Raw genomic sequence first — 14267 nt, 5'->3', positions numbered from 1 at the left:
CCAACGGCCACCGCCATTGGACCGAGCATCCACCACCGTCTTTGCGAGCGCAGCGAAGCAATCCAGGGACGCGCTACCTTCGGAGATGTCCCGCTGCCCTGGGTCGCTTCGCTCCGCTCGCGATGACGGGGAGGGGCATCGCAGTCACCGCCAGCTTGGCCATCGGCCACCGTCCAGGGAGCGAGCACCCACCACCGTCTTTGCGAGCGCAGCGAAGCAATCCAGGCACTCGCTACCTTCGGAGATGTCCCGCTGCCCTGGGTCGCTTCGCTCCGCTCGCGATGACGGGGAGGGGCATCGCAGTCACCGCCAAGCTTGGCCAACGGCCACCGCCAAAGAAGCGAGCACCCACCACCGTCTTTGCGAGCGCAGCGAAGCAATCCAGGGAGGCGCTGCCTTCGGAGACGTCCCGCTGCCCTGGGTCGCTTCGTTTCACTCGCGATGACGGGGAGGGATGTGGCAGGCAGCGGGTATGGCTCACACCGCCTTCGCGAGCGCAGCGAAGCGACTCTAGCCAACGCCCGCCGCGGCAGCGCCCGCCTCGGATCGGTCCGCCACACCCGCGACGATCAGAATCGCGCGGTGAGGAACAGGCGCACATTGCGCCCCGGCAGCAGGATCTCGTCCTTCTTGAACGAGGCCGAGTTGCGGATGTCGGCGTCGAGGAGGTTGCGGCCCTGCACGCCGAGGGTCACGGAGGTGGCGCCGTACACCTTGGGGTCGAGGGGCGCGGTGTAGCTCACCTCGGCGCGCAGGTCGTCGTAGCCGGCGGTGGTCGTCTCGAAGGGGGCGATCTCGGTGTGGGCGAAGGCGTGAAGCAGGTTCACCCGGGCGAACCATCCGTCCGCCCGGACATAGACGCCGCCGCCGACCCGGTAGGGCGGGATGCGCGGGACGTTGGTGCCGTCGTCGAACTGGGCGCGGACGAAGTCGAACTGGCCTTCGACGCCCGCGAAACCGTCGCCCACCGGCAGGATGTCGTACTGGCCGATGATCTCGGCGCCGTAGAAGGTGGCGTTCTGCTGCTGGTAGACGATCTGCCGGTTGTCGGTGCCGATGCCGCAGGAGGCGAAGTCGTCGTCGCAGAGCAGGCCGGTGTAGTTGCGGTAGATGAAGCCGGTGTAGCGCGTGTAGTAGCCGGTCGCGTCGAGCCGCAGGGGGCCGACGGCCCGGCGGATGCTCGCCTCGATGGTCCGCGCCCGCTCGCGCTTCAGGTTGGGGTTGCCGATCTCGAAGGTCGCCGTGGCGTCGTGGGGCCCCTGCGAGAACAGCTCGTAGCCGCTCGGTCCGCGCTCGACATAGGAGCCGGTGAGGCTCGCCACCATGTCCAACGGCAGATCCTGGAGGGCGCCGAGGCTCACGCTCTTCGGCGCGAACCGGCGGGTGCGGGCATACTGGAGGGGCTCTTCCCCATCGACGGGGGTGAAGTTCCCCGGGAACTGCGCCGCCGTGCCGGAGATCCGGTCGACCTCGTAGCGCCCCGCGGCCTGGAGCCGGGTGCCCGGCTGCAATTCGAGTTCCTCGAACAGGTAGACCGCGTTGGCCCGCGATTCGGTCTTCGGCAGGAACGATTCGAGGGCGGTGTTGATCACCCGCCGGTCGGATTGGAAGCCGAGGGCGCCCGTGAGCTTGCCCAGGGCGGTGAAGACGGGGACATGCTGGAATTCCAGCCGCGCCTCGGCCTCCCGGTTCTTGAACGTGGCCTGGATCCCCTCGATCCCGTCCCCGCCGATCCCGACCTCGTTGTGCTTGTAGACCGAGTAACCCGCCCAGTAGCGGATCACCTCGATCGGCCCGTCCACCGGGCGATACTCGCCGCGGCTGAGGACCCTGTCCTGGTTCGGGGTGAGGCGGGTGCGGTCCTGCTCGGCCACGCCGCCGGGGATGGCGTAGACCGCATCGTAGTGGCTGAACGAGATGCCCGCGAAGCCGCGGTCGCCGATGGCGGAGATGCCGAAGGCGCCGCCCTGGGACTCGTTGTAGGAGTTGCGCTGGATGCCGCCGGGGATGGCGTAGTTGTCGGCGGCCGTCTTGAACCCGTCCGCATGGACCGCGATCCCGTCACCCCCCGCATCGACGGTGGCGGCCCCGAGGCGGCCGTTGTCGACCGTCGAATAGCCGCTCGTCACCTGCCCCTGGATGCCGTTGGCCGGGATGAAGGTCGGCACCCGGTTGTTGTCGGCCGAGACGACCCCGCCGATGGCCCCCGAGCCGTAGCGCAGGGTCGCCGGGCCGCGGATCACCTCGATCCGGTCGGCCACCAGCGGGTTCACCGGCACGGCGTGGTCCTCGCCGAGGTCCGAGACGCCGCCGCTGGCGATGCCGTTCTCCTGGATCCGCACCCGGGCGTTGTCGAGGCCGCGGATGATCGGCCGGGAGGCGGCGCCGGGGGCGTAGCTCGTGCCGGAGATGCCCGGCCGGTCGAACAGGGCGTCCCCCAGGGTGCGGGGCTGGTCCCGGGCGATCTGCTCCTTGGTCACGACGGTGACGGGCGAGAACGTGTCGGTCGCCACCGGCAGGATGCCGATCGGCACCGTCGCGTCGGCCGCCACCGCCGCCCGGCTCGGCTGGACCGGCGTCGGGCTCGTGACGCTGATCTGGTCGAGGGTCACGGCGCCCTGCGCGCGGGCGGACCCGGCGGCCAGGATCGCCGCGCAGGCGAGGGCGGGGAGGGCGGTGCCGGCCAGGAGGGCGGCGTGACGCGGGGACGACATCAGAGCTCGCGGGGTTGTTATAACGTTTCATTTCCGCGAATTTCCGGGGCGGCGCAAGGGCCTCGACGACGCCGGTCTCAGACGCCTTTGCAATGTTACATGGTTGCAACAATTCGGCGCGTGATCGGGGCATGCCGATCCCGCTCGCCCTCCCTCATCCCAAGCGTCTGGCCGGGACATCGACGCCCCTTCCATCTTCGCGCGTGAGACTTTTGGATCAGGTGTCCGCACGGCCCCGCGCGGGTCCCTCCCCGTTGCGGGGAAGGGGTGAGGGTGGTGCCGGAAAGGGCTCGGCGGTGGGGTGACAAGCGGACGGTGCGGCAACCGGGCCGGGTGGACCCGGCGCGGGGCTCAGGGGGCCAGGGCGTCGGCCTCGTCGTCGCCGTCGATCTCGGCATCGATCTCCGTCGCCTGGCCGGCCGCGCCCGCGGCCTGCGCGAGGCCCTTGGCGGCCTTGCGCAGGAGCTTGCGCAGGCGGCGGCGGTCACTCTTGTCGAGGTGGTCGAGCAGTTCGGCCTCGACCTCTTCCTGGATCAGTTCGATGGCCTGGGCCTTGGCGAGCCCCGCCTCGGTCAGGCGCACCCGGACGATCCGGCCGTCGCCCGCCTCGGCCCGACGTTCCACAATGCCGAGGGCGGCGAGCCGCGTCACCGTCTTTGAGGCGGTGGGCGGGCGCACCCGCAGCAGCATGGCGAGGTCGCCCATGGTCATGGTGCCGGCCGCCGCGAGGACCTGCACCACCTGCTCCTGGCCGGCGAACAGCCCGATCTTGGCGAGGCGGTCCCCCGTCCGCGCGCGGTGGAGGCGCGCGGCCTGGATCAGCGCCCAGCCGACGCTGCGCGAGCCCGGCGTCCGCAGTTTCTTCGAGCCGGGATCGAACATGGCACCGTCCGCATCCGCGACGCGATCGAGCTTCACCTTGTCGCCCATGGGCGAGCCTGTATCGGATCCGGCGGCGACCGCCGGAAGATCAAAGACCTGCACCCTTCGATTCCCGTCCTTTTTCCGGCACGAGGCTCTTGGGGGAAGACCGGTGACGGTGGAATGACAGAGCGCCGAAGGGCGAAGCAGCTCAGCAATCCATGAGGTGGCGCAGCCGCTGGAGGATGTCTTCCCCGCTGCAGGGCCGCGCGATGAATTCGGCACCCTTGGGCATGCGATCGGGATCGGGCGCCGCCCGGCCGGAGACGATGAGGATCGGCAGCTGCGGCCGGGCCTCGGCCACGGACGAGGCGAGGTCGAACCCGTCGGTCTTGCCCGAGAGCTGCACGTCGGTCACGAGGCCGCAGATGTCCGGCCGCGTCTGCAGGATGCTCAGGGCTCGCTCCGCCGAGGCACATTGGATGGTGTCGTAGCCGCCGTCCTCAAGGACGTCGCCGAGATCCATGATGGTCAACGCCTCGTCCTCGACGAGGAGGATTACCGGCCGATCGTCCGCAGTCTGCTGCTCGCTCGTCACGTCACGCTCCTCCCGCCGCGTCACCTCACGGCAAAGCCGTTTCGCGGCGCCTCCAGCCGAAAGCCCAACGGGAGAAACGCGCCGTAGTTGCAGGCTTGCGGCGCCTGTCCCATCCCGGCTTCACGAATTCGTGCGGCTCGCCTCCTCCCGGGCGGTGGCCACGACGGCCGCCACGAGGTGGGCGAGGTCCGCCTCGCCGACGGTGAGCGCGGGCGTCAGGTAGAGGATATCGCCGAAGGGGCGCACCCAGACGCCCCGGCCGAGCAACCGCGCCTTCATCGCGGCGAGGTCCGGCGCCCGCGCGAACTGCACGCAGCCGATGGCACCGAGCACCCGGACGTCGGCGATGCCGGGCAGGCCGCGCAGGGGCGCGAAGCCCTCCGCGAGGCGCTCCCCGATGGCCTGGGCCTGGGCAAGGCGGGGTTCCTGCGCGAACAGGTCCAGGCTGGCATTCGCCGCGGCGCAGGCGAGGGGGTTGGCCATGAAGGTCGGCCCATGCATCAGCGCCGCCGCCGGATCGTCCGACAAGAAGGCGGAGAAGATCTCCCGGCGGGCGACGGTGGCGGCGAGCGTCAGGGTCCCGCCGGTCAGGGCCTTCGACAGGCAGACGATGTCGGGCACGATGCCGGCCTGCTCGCAGGCGAACAGGCTGCCGGTGCGGCCGAAGCCGGTGAAGATCTCGTCGGCGATGAGGGGGAGGCCGTGGCGCTCGGCCAGCGACGCGACGCGGGCCAGCACCTCCGGCGGGTGCATGAGCATCCCCCCCGCCCCCTGGACCAGGGGCTCCACGATGATCGCGGCGAGGGTGTCCCCGTGCCGGGCGAGCGCCGCGTCGAGGGCGTCGACCCCGGCGGCGGTGCGGGGCAGATCGCAGAACACCTGTTCCGGAAGCCATGCGCCGAATCGGCGATGCATCCCCTCCTCGGGGTCGCAGACGGACATCGCCCCCATCGTGTCGCCGTGATAGCCGCCGCGGAAGGCCAGCACCTTCGTGCGCCCGGCGATGCCGCGGTTGAGCCAGTATTGCGCGGCCATCTTGAGCGCGACCTCGACGGCGACGGAGCCCGAATCGCTGAAGAAGACGTGGTCGAGATCGCCCGGGAGGAGGGCGGCCAGGCGCGCGGCCAGCCGCTCGGCGGGCGCATGGGTCAGGCCGCCGAACATCACGTGGGGCATGGCGGCAAGCTGCCCCGCCACCGCCTGGGCGATGTGGGGGTGGTTGTAGCCGTGCACCGCCGTCCACCACGAGGCGATGCCGTCGATCAGCTCCCTCCCGTCCGCGAGGCGGATGCGCGTGCCCGCGGTGGCCACGGCCTCCAGGGGCGGGGCGGCCGTCTTCATCTGCGTATAGGGGCGCCAGAGGTGGGTGGACGGAGACCGGGTCATCGCCGGGGGATGGACAGCGCCGCCGCCGGGGTCAACCGCCGGCCTTGACTTCACCGGACCGCCCTGGCCTCTCGCCGGCATGGACAGCCTCGACGCCTTCGCCGGAGACAAGCTCGCCGCCCTCGACGCCGGCACCCTGCGCCGCCGCCTCACCACCACCGGGCGGGGCGCGGAGGCCGCGGCGACGCGGGGGGGACACGTCCTCGTGTCCTTCTCCTGCAACGACTACCTCGGCCTCTCGCAGCACCCGCGGGTGATCGCGGCGGCGCAGGACGCGGTGGCGGTCCACGGCGCGGGCGCGGGCGGCTCCCGGCTGGTGACGGGAAACCACGCGATCCTCGGCGCGCTGGAGGCGCGGCTGGCCGCCCACAAGGGCAAGGAGGCCGCCATGGTGTTCGGCAGCGGCTACCTCGCCAACCTCGGAATCACCCCCGCCCTGGCCGGCGCGGGTGACCTCGTCGTCCTGGACGAGCTGTCCCATGCCTGCATGTGGGCCGGCGCCAAGCTCTCCGGGGCGCGCATCCTGACCTTCCGGCACAACGACGCCGCCGACCTCGCGGCGACGCTCTCCGCCGCGCGGGCCCAGCACCGCCGAGCCCTGATCCTGACCGAACGGATCTTCTCCATGGACGGCGACCGGGCGCCCATGGGGGATATCCTGGCGGTCGCCCGGGACTTCGATGCCTGGACGCTGGTGGACGACGCCCACGGACTCGGCGTGGTCGAAGACGGGCCGCGCGCGCCCCTGGAGATGGGCACCCTGTCGAAGTCCCTCGGCTCCTACGGCGGCTATCTCTGTGCCTCGCAGACGGTGATCGACCTGCTGACGAGCCGTGCCCGGAGCTTCATCTACACCACCGGCCTGCCGCCGGCCTCGGCGGCGGCGGCCCTGGAAGCCCTGGTCATCCTCGAAGGGGAGCCGGAGCGCCGTGCCCGGCCCCTCGCCCTCGCCCGGCGCTTCACCGCGCGGCTCGGCTTGGCCGAGGCCGAGAGCGCCGTGGTGCCGGTCCTGGTCGGCGACGCGCAGAAGGCCCTCGATCTGTCGGCGCGCCTCGAAGCGGAAGGCTTCCTCGTGGTGGCGATCCGCCCGCCGACCGTCCCCGCAGGCACCGCACGGCTGCGGGTGGCCTTCTCCGCGGCCCACAGCGAATCGCAGGTCGATGCCCTGGCCGAAGCGGTGGCGCGTCTCACCGCCGGTTGAGCCGGACGGCGCGAGGGGCTACGCCGGGCGATAACGAACCGGAGGAAACCGACACGATGGACGCCACGACCCTGCGCAGCCTCCAGGCCCCCCTCAAGGACCAGTATCGCAACGCGCCGGATTCGGCGGTCGTCACCCTCAAGGCGAAGGGCACGCTGGACGACGGCAGCATCGCCTGCAAGGTCGAGACGGGCCGCGCCCTGGCGGTGGCCGGGCTGCATCCGGCCACCGGCGGCTCGGGGGCGGAACTCTGCTCGGGCGACATGCTCCTCGAAGCCCTCGTCGCCTGCGCGGGCGTCACCGTGAAGGCGGTGGCAACCGCCCTCGAAATCCCCCTGCGCGCCGGCACGGTCTCCGCCGAAGGCGACCTCGACTTCCGGGGCACGCTCGGCGTCGACAAGGAAGCCCCGGTGGGGTTCCGCGACATCCGCCTGTCGTTTGAGCTCGACACCGATGCCTCGGAAGAGAAGCTCGCGCAGCTGCTGAAGCTCACCGAGCGGTACTGCGTCGTATTCCAGACCCTGAACCACAAGCCGGCCCTCTCGGTGGCGCTGACGACGGCGTAGGGGCACCCGAACCCCCGCCGTCTTTGCGGGCGGAGCGAAGCAATCCACGGACGCGCCAGGTCCGGGAGCCGCCCGCTGCCCTGGGTTGCTTCGCGTCGCTCGCAATGACGGACAGGGTGTCACCCGCGCAACCGCCGTCCTTGCGGGCGGAGCGAAGTAATCCAGGGAGATGGGACGCCCGGAACCGGCCCGCCCCGGTTGCACCACCGGCCCGGCCGCGCCATCAGCGGCGGCGATGGCCGACCTGTTCCCCGCGCTGCCGATCGAGGCGGCGCTTCCCGACCTGCGCCGGGCGCTCGGCGCCCGCAACGCCGCCGTGCTCGTGGCGCCCCCCGGCGCCGGCAAGACCACGCGGGTGCCCCTCGATCTGCTCGACGCCCCCTGGCTCGGCGGGGGCAAGATCATCCTCCTCGAACCGCGCCGCCTCGCGGCCCGGGCCGCCGCCTCGCGGATGGCGAAGACACTGGGCGAGGAGGTCGGCGGCACGGTGGGCCTGCGCGTCCGCCTCGGCTCCAAGATCACCGGGCGCACCCGGATCGAGGTGGTCACGGAGGGCGTGTTCACCCGCATGATCCTGGACGATCCGGAACTGTCCGGTGTCGGCGCCGTGCTGTTCGATGAGTTCCACGAACGCTCCCTCGATGCCGACCTCGGCCTCGCCCTCGCCCTCGACGCCCAGGGCGGCCTGCGGGAGGACCTGCGCATCCTCGTCATGTCGGCGACCCTCGACGGGGCGCGGGTGGCGGGCCTCCTGAACGACGCCCCCGTGGTGAGCTCCGAGGGCCGGGCCTTCCCGGTGGAGACGCGCCACCTCGACCGCGACCCGAACCGCCGGATCGAGGACAGCGTCTCCGAGGCCGTGCTGCGGGCGCTGCGGGCGGACCCCGGCTCGGTGCTGGTGTTCCTGCCGGGGCAGGCCGAGATCCGCCGCACGGCGGAGGCCCTCTCGGGCAAGGTCGGCCCTGACGTGATCCTCGCCCCGCTCTACGGCGCGCTCACCCCGGCCGAGCAGGACAGGGCGGTGAGCCCCGCCCCGGCGGGCCAGCGCAAGGTGGTGCTCGCCACCTCCATCGCCGAAACCTCGCTGACCATCGAGGGCGTCCGGATCGTGGTCGATTCCGGCCTCGCTCGGGTCCCGGTCTACGAGCCGGACCTCGGCCTCACCCGCCTCGTCACCGCGCGGGCGTCCCGGGCGGCGGTGGACCAGCGGCGGGGCCGCGCCGGGCGCACCGAGCCCGGCATCTGCTGGCGGCTGTGGCCGGAGGCGGCGACGGGCTCCCTGGATGCCTTCGCCCGGCCGGAGATCCTGTCGAGCGACCTCGCCGGCCTGCTCCTCGATTGCGCGGCCTGGGGCGTCTCCGATCCGCGCGCGCTGCGCTTCCTCGATCCGCCGCCCGCCCCCTCCCTGGCCGAGGCGCGGGGGATGCTCGAAGGGCTCGGCGCCCTCGATGCGGACGGGCGCCTGACGGAGACCGGCGCGAGGCTGCGCGCCCTGCCGCTGCCGCCGCGCCTCGCGCGGATGGTCGCGACCGCCGCCCGCGACGGGCGCGGCCTCGCCGCGGCCCAGCTCGCCGCCGTGCTCGTGGAGCGGGGCCTCGGCGGCGACGGCATCGACCTCGACGACCGGGTGGAGCGCTTCGCCCGCGACCGGGGGGGACGGGCCGGCGACATGCGTCGCCTCGCCGAGAACTGGGCGCGGATCGCCGGGGGAGCGCGCGTGCCGGGGCCGGCCCCGGCGGGCCCCCTCCTGGCCCTGGCCTATCCCGACCGCATCGCCCGGGCGCGGGGGCGCGACGGCGAGTTCGTGATGGCGAACGGAAGGGCCGGGCGCCTGGACCCCGCGAGCCCCCTGGCGCGGGAGACGTTCCTCGTGGTCGCCGACCTCGTCGGCAGCGCGGGCAACGCGCGCATCCTCGCCGCCGCCGCCATCGGGATCGAGGTGATCGAGGCGTTGTTCGCGGACCGGATCGAGGCCGCGACGCTGGTGACGTTCGAGCCCGCCGCCTCGGCCCTGCGCGCCCGCTCGGTGCGCCGCCTCGGCGCCGTCAGCCTTGGGGAGAAGACGCGGCCGGTCCCGGTCGACGAGGGATCCGCCCGGATCCTGGCCGAGGGGATCGCCCGGCTCGGCCTCGACCGGCTGCCATGGACGCCGGCCCTCGCCCAGTGGCGCGCCCGGGTGAACTACCTCCGCGCCGCGGAGGGCGAGCCCTGGCCGGACCTGTCGGACCCGACCCTCGCCGGGACGGCCCCGGATTGGCTCGCCCCGGCGCTCGTCGGCCGTTCCAGCCTCGGCGCGGTCGGTGCGGACGACCTCGCCACCGCGCTGCACGCGCTGCTGCCCTGGGAGCTGCGCGGGCGGATGGATGTTGCGGCCCCGACCCATGTCGAGGTGCCGACGGGCTCGCGCATCCCCGTCGATTACACCGCCGAGGAGCCGGCCCTGGCGGTGCGCGTGCAGGAGCTGTTCGGGCTCGACCGCCATCCCCAGGCGGGGGGCCGCCCACTGGTGCTGCACTTGCTCTCGCCGGCCCACCGGCCGATCCAGATCACCCGCGACCTGCCGGGTTTCTGGCGGGGCTCCTGGGCCTCCGTCCGCTCGGAGATGCGCGGGCGCTACCCCCGCCACCCCTGGCCGGAGGACCCCCTGTCCGAGGCCCCGACCCGGCGGACCAAGCCGCGGGGGACCTGACGCCGCCCCGCACCCCGCCTTTCCGCACCGGGCCGCCCCGGTGATAATCCACCGGGGCCCGGGCCCCTCACAGGGATCATAGCGAATCATGACCGACGACACGGCAGGCGGCGATCCGGCCCGGGACGGCTGGATACTGGTGGAGGACGAGGGCTTCATCGCCACGGTCGGCCCGCTCTACGTGCGGGAGGGGATCTACGCCTTCCGGGCCGGCCAGAAGCACGCCAACCTGATCGGCGTGGTCCATGGCGGCATGCTGATGAGCTTCGCCGACCGGGCCCTGGGCGTCACCGCCATGGCCGCCGCGGACGGGGCGAGCTGCGTGACGATCCAGCTCGAGATGAAGTTCCTCGACGCCGGCCGGATGGGCGACTGGCTGACCTGCCGGTCCATCGTGGTGAAGCGGACAGGCTCGCTGGTCTTCATGCGCGGCGAGGTGCACGATGGCGAACGCCTCGTGGCGAGCGCGGACGGCGTCTGGAAGATCCTGCGGCGCCGTCCGGCCTGACACACCCCCATGGCTGCCGCGCCGCCGCAGCGCTATCTCTGGTCCATGAGCGAAGAAGCCGCCCCCGACCCGGCCTTGAGCCGCCTGACCGCGGCGCTCGGCGCCCTGCCCAAGCGGGGCCTGCCGCCGGTCGAGGCGTGGAACCCGCCCTCTTGCGGCGAGATCGACATCCGCATCGCCGCCGACGGCACGTGGCACCACAACGGCTCGCCGATCCGGCGGGAGAAGCTCGTCCGTCTGTTCTCGACCATCCTGCGCCGGGAGGCGGACGGGCGCACCGTCCTCGTCACCCCCGCCGAGTGCCTCGCCATCACCGTCGATGACGCCCCCTTCCTCGCCGTGGAGATGGCCGTGGAGGGGGAGGGCGAGGGCCGCAGCATCGCCTTCCGCACCAATGTCGATGACCTCGTCCAGCTCGATGCCGGGCACTCCCTGCGCTTCGAGCAGGATCCGGAGGGCGGGCTGAAGCCCTATCTCCATGTCCGGCGCGGCCTGTGGGCCCTGGTGACCCGCGCCCTGACCTACGACCTCGTGGACCTCGCCGAAGAGCGGGAGATCGACGGGCAGCCCTGGCTCGGCATCGCGGCGGGGGGCCAGTTCCACCGGATCGCCCCGGCCGGGCCCGCGTGAGCACCCTGCTCGCCGACTTCCTCGCCCGCGCCGAGGCGGGTCTCTCGCCCCGCCCACCGGAGCCGGACGACCCCACCTCGAACCCGCGGGGGGACCACAGCATCGACCCCGACGGCGCCGCCCTGATCCCGCCGCCGCCCCACCGCCGGGCGGCGGTGCTGGTGCCGGTGGTGCACCGCCCGGAGGGGCTGGCGCTGGTGCTGACCCAGCGGGCCACAGGCTTGCGCGACCATTCGGGGCAGGTCGCCCTGCCGGGGGGCAAGATCGACCCGTCCGACCCCGGTCCGGCCGAGGCGGCCCTGCGCGAGGCCCACGAGGAGATCGCCCTGGCCCCGGCCGACGTGCGGGTGCTCGGCTACCTCGATCCCTACCTCTCGGGCACGGGGTTCCTCGTCACGCCGGTGATCGCGTTCGCCGCCCCTCGGGCGCCGTTCCGGCCGAACCCCACGGAGGTGGCCGAGGTGTTCGAGGTGCCGCTCGCCTTCCTGATGGACCGCGAGCGGTACTTCCTCCGCTCCCGCGAATGGCAGGGGAGGCAGCGCTGGTTCTACGCCATGCATTTCGGCGAGCGGCTGATCTGGGGCGTCACCGCCGGCATCCTGAACAACCTGCGCGAACGGCTCTATGCCGGGGACGCCGCGGTTTCCGGCGACAGCAGCGCCGGGACACGCTAGGACTGCCCATGCCGCATCGCACCGCCCCGACCGGGCGGGACATGGCCTGACACGACACCACCATGCTTCGCCGCGCCATCGAAGAGTTCGGCCTCTTCCTGATCCCCTTCGGCCTGTTCCTCGTGCTGCTGCTGGTGACGGGGCGAAACCCCATCCGGCTCCACCATTGGAGCGCGCAGGCCAGCCGCCTCGTCCTGGCGGGGCTTCTCGTGGTGATCGCCTCGCTCCTCTACGAAGGCCTGTTCTCCGACCGCAGCGAGCGCGGCTACGTGCCGCCGCACATGGAGAACGGCCAGCTCGTCCCCGGCCGCTTCCGGTGATGCACCGCCTCGACCCGTCCGGCCCTGCCGCCCTCCTGGCCCGGCCGGGGGTGCGGACGGCCCTCGCCGCCCTGGATGCCCCCGGTGAGGAGACGCGCCCGGTGGGCGGCTGCGTGCGTGACGCGCTCCTCGGCTCCCCGGCCTCCGACATCGACCTCGCCACCACGCTCCGGCCCGAGGCGGTCATGGAGCGGGCGCGGGCGGCCGGACTGAAGGCGGTGCCGACCGGCATCGAGCACGGCACCGTCACCCTCGTCACCGCCCACGAGCCCCTGGAAGTCACCACCCTGCGGGAGGATGTGGAGACGGACGGGCGCCACGCCGTCGTCCGCTTCGGCGGCGATTTCGCCCAGGATGCCGCGCGGCGCGACTTCACCATCAATGCCCTGTCCCTCGGGGCGGATGGGCGGCTGCACGATACGGTGGGGGGGCTGGATGACCTGCGGGCGGGCCGGGTCCGCTTCATCGGGGAGGCCGCCACCCGCATCCGCGAGGACGCCCTGCGCATCCTGCGCTTCTTCCGGTTCCACGCCCGCTTCGGGGGCGACACGCCCGACGCCGGGGCGCTGACCGCCTGCATCGCCGCCCGGGACGCCCTGGGGGGCCTGTCGCGGGAGCGGGTGCGCGCCGAATTCCTCAAGCTGCTCCTCGCTCCGGGCTGTGTGCCGGTGGCGGCGCTCCTCGCCGGGACGGGCCTGCTCCCGCGCATCACCGGCGGGGTCGGCGAGGTGGGGCGCCTCGCCCGCAGCGCGGCGGCCGGGCAGGACGCGCCGATGCGCCTCGCCGCGCTCTGCGTCCACGCCGGACACGACGAGCCCCGCCTGCGCGAGGGCCTGCGCCTGTCGAAGGCCGAGGCGGCTGACCTCGCCGCCTATGCCGGCGCCCTCGCGGCCCTGCACAGCCGCGCGACGCTACAGGTGGGCGACATCCGCGCCCTCGCGGCGCGGCATGGGGCGCGCACGATCGCCGCCACCCTGGCGATCCTCGAGGGCGAACCCCGCCCGCAGCCGGAGCCCGACGCCCTGGCGGAAGCCGCAAGGCTCGCGACGGTCGGCGAGCCGGTCTTCCCCCTCGCCGGCGGCGACCTCGTCGCCGCGGGGATCCCCGCCGGCCGGGCCATCGGCGCAGGGCTTGCCGCCGCGAAGGCCGAATGGCTCGCCCGCGGCTGCCCGGAGGATGCCGCCGCCCGCGCCGCGCTTCTTAAACAGGCCATCGCCGCCGCGACCCGGTGATTCACTCCCGGCCTCAGGGGCGCAGCGAGGGACCCGACAAGCGCGGCATCGTGGGATGTGTCGCCTCGAAGGCCGTCCCGCCGATCGGACGCGACGGGCTGTGATGACCGTGCGCATACCGGCGGCTCCGGTTTCCAGGCGGCCCGGCGCGGCTCTTGGACGACGGAGCCCGTGATGTCCCCCATCGGTCCGGGGCGCGCCCAGGGCGAGGGCCCGGATCGGCCGACCCATGGGAACGGCCGGACACCTCTGCCGGCCGGAATCGACATGTCGTGCCATCCTGACGCCATGCGCCGCGCTCGCAGGGATGGCGTGGGAGGGCCACAAACGAAAAACGTCCCCAAGCCTTTCGGCCGGGGACGCTTCACACCCAGTCTGGACGAGATGGATTAGAGCTTCAGCAGCGCCTTGGTCTCGCGGAGCTGGACAATCTGGGCGTTGAGCTCCTCGCGCCGCTGCAGATCCTCGGTCGAATCGTACTGGAGCTGGATCGCCTCTATGTCGCGATCCAGCGACTCGGGGCTCAGCTCCTCGATCGGGGCGGCGCGCTCGGCGAGGACCGTGACGCCCTGCGGGCCGATATCGGCGAAACCGCCGCGGACATAGATCCGCTTGCCCGTGCCCTGGCTCTCCGTGACGACGATGACGCCCACCCGCAGGGAGGTCAGGACCGGGGCGTGCCCGGCCATCACGGTCATCTCGCCCTCGATACCGGGCAGCTGAACGGCGTTCACTTCGCCGGAATACAGCGTCCGCTCGGGGCCGACGAAATCGAAGTGGAAGGTGGCCATCGGTCGAAGGTGTCCCGCATCCGGCTCGCGCGCTCCTCCCCCGCATGGGGAGGAGGTGGAGATGGTGACGGTTCAGGCGACACCGGATCGCCCGAAC

Annotated in this window: 13 protein-coding genes; 8 read left to right on the top strand and 5 right to left on the bottom strand. The window is 72.8% G+C overall.

Annotated features, from left to right (window positions below):
* Positions 1–569 precede the first annotated feature (569 nt).
* From MKK53_RS15145 to MKK53_RS15130, 4 genes are all read right to left on the bottom strand, one after another.
* Positions 570–2714 (bottom strand): TonB-dependent receptor, encoded by a 2145-nt coding sequence (locus tag MKK53_RS15145; protein ID WP_243929515.1) that lies wholly within the window; start codon positions 2712–2714, stop codon positions 570–572.
* A 351-nt stretch (positions 2715–3065) separates the two neighbouring features.
* Entirely contained in the window at positions 3066–3644 is a 579-nt protein-coding gene (locus MKK53_RS15140; RefSeq protein WP_409564341.1) for a MarR family winged helix-turn-helix transcriptional regulator, read from the bottom strand.
* A 142-nt stretch (positions 3645–3786) separates the two neighbouring features.
* Entirely contained in the window at positions 3787–4173 is a 387-nt protein-coding gene (locus MKK53_RS15135; protein ID WP_243929514.1) for a response regulator, read from the bottom strand.
* Positions 4174–4293: 120 nt separating this feature from the next.
* Entirely contained in the window at positions 4294–5559 is a 1266-nt protein-coding gene (locus tag MKK53_RS15130) for an adenosylmethionine--8-amino-7-oxononanoate transaminase (RefSeq protein ID WP_243929513.1), read from the bottom strand.
* 79 nt (positions 5560–5638) lie between these two features.
* Here MKK53_RS15130 and MKK53_RS15125 point away from each other — a divergent pair, with 79 nt between their 5' ends.
* The 8 genes from MKK53_RS15125 to MKK53_RS15090 all read left to right on the top strand — a co-directional run bounded on the left by MKK53_RS15125 (position 5639) and on the right by MKK53_RS15090 (position 13379).
* Entirely contained in the window at positions 5639–6760 is a 1122-nt protein-coding gene (locus tag MKK53_RS15125; protein ID WP_243929512.1) for an aminotransferase class I/II-fold pyridoxal phosphate-dependent enzyme, read from the top strand.
* A 56-nt stretch (positions 6761–6816) separates the two neighbouring features.
* Positions 6817–7326, top strand: coding sequence for an OsmC family protein (locus MKK53_RS15120; protein WP_243929511.1), 510 nt, complete (start codon positions 6817–6819; stop codon positions 7324–7326).
* Between the two features lie 235 nt (positions 7327–7561).
* A complete protein-coding gene (gene hrpB / locus MKK53_RS15115) occupies positions 7562–10015 on the top strand; it encodes an ATP-dependent helicase HrpB (RefSeq protein WP_243929510.1) in 2454 nt (817 codons plus the stop codon).
* Between the two features lie 88 nt (positions 10016–10103).
* Positions 10104–10523 carry a PaaI family thioesterase gene (locus MKK53_RS15110; RefSeq protein WP_243929509.1) on the top strand — a complete coding sequence of 140 codons (420 nt, stop codon included), beginning with the start codon at positions 10104–10106 and terminating at the stop codon, positions 10521–10523.
* Between the two features lie 45 nt (positions 10524–10568).
* Positions 10569–11153: a DUF1285 domain-containing protein gene (locus tag MKK53_RS15105; protein WP_243929539.1), complete on the top strand. Its 585-nt coding sequence runs from the start codon at positions 10569–10571 to the stop codon at positions 11151–11153.
* The gene (locus tag MKK53_RS15100; RefSeq protein ID WP_243929508.1) at positions 11150–11827 is read left to right on the top strand and encodes a CoA pyrophosphatase; all 678 of its coding nucleotides are present in this window, start codon (positions 11150–11152) and stop codon (positions 11825–11827) included. Before MKK53_RS15105 ends, MKK53_RS15100 begins: the two co-directional genes overlap by 4 nt.
* 62 nt (positions 11828–11889) lie before the next feature.
* The gene (locus tag MKK53_RS15095; RefSeq protein ID WP_243929507.1) at positions 11890–12147 is read left to right on the top strand and encodes a DUF6111 family protein; all 258 of its coding nucleotides are present in this window, start codon (positions 11890–11892) and stop codon (positions 12145–12147) included.
* The gene (locus MKK53_RS15090) at positions 12147–13379 is read left to right on the top strand and encodes a CCA tRNA nucleotidyltransferase (RefSeq protein ID WP_243929506.1); all 1233 of its coding nucleotides are present in this window, start codon (positions 12147–12149) and stop codon (positions 13377–13379) included. The genes MKK53_RS15095 and MKK53_RS15090 overlap by 1 nt, the downstream gene beginning before the upstream one ends.
* 389 nt (positions 13380–13768) lie before the next feature.
* Here MKK53_RS15090 and MKK53_RS15085 read toward each other — a convergent pair whose 3' ends face one another.
* Positions 13769–14170: a F0F1 ATP synthase subunit epsilon gene (locus MKK53_RS15085; protein ID WP_243929505.1), complete on the bottom strand. Its 402-nt coding sequence runs from the start codon at positions 14168–14170 to the stop codon at positions 13769–13771.
* Positions 14171–14267: the final 97 nt, after the last annotated feature.

It is taken from the genome of Methylobacterium sp. J-076 (genome assembly GCF_022829405.1).
In the GTDB taxonomy this organism is placed as follows: Bacteria; Pseudomonadota; Alphaproteobacteria; order Rhizobiales; family Beijerinckiaceae; genus Methylobacterium.
The sequence above is the reverse complement of the archived record's forward strand: the minus strand, read 5'-3'. Positions and strand labels throughout refer to the sequence as shown.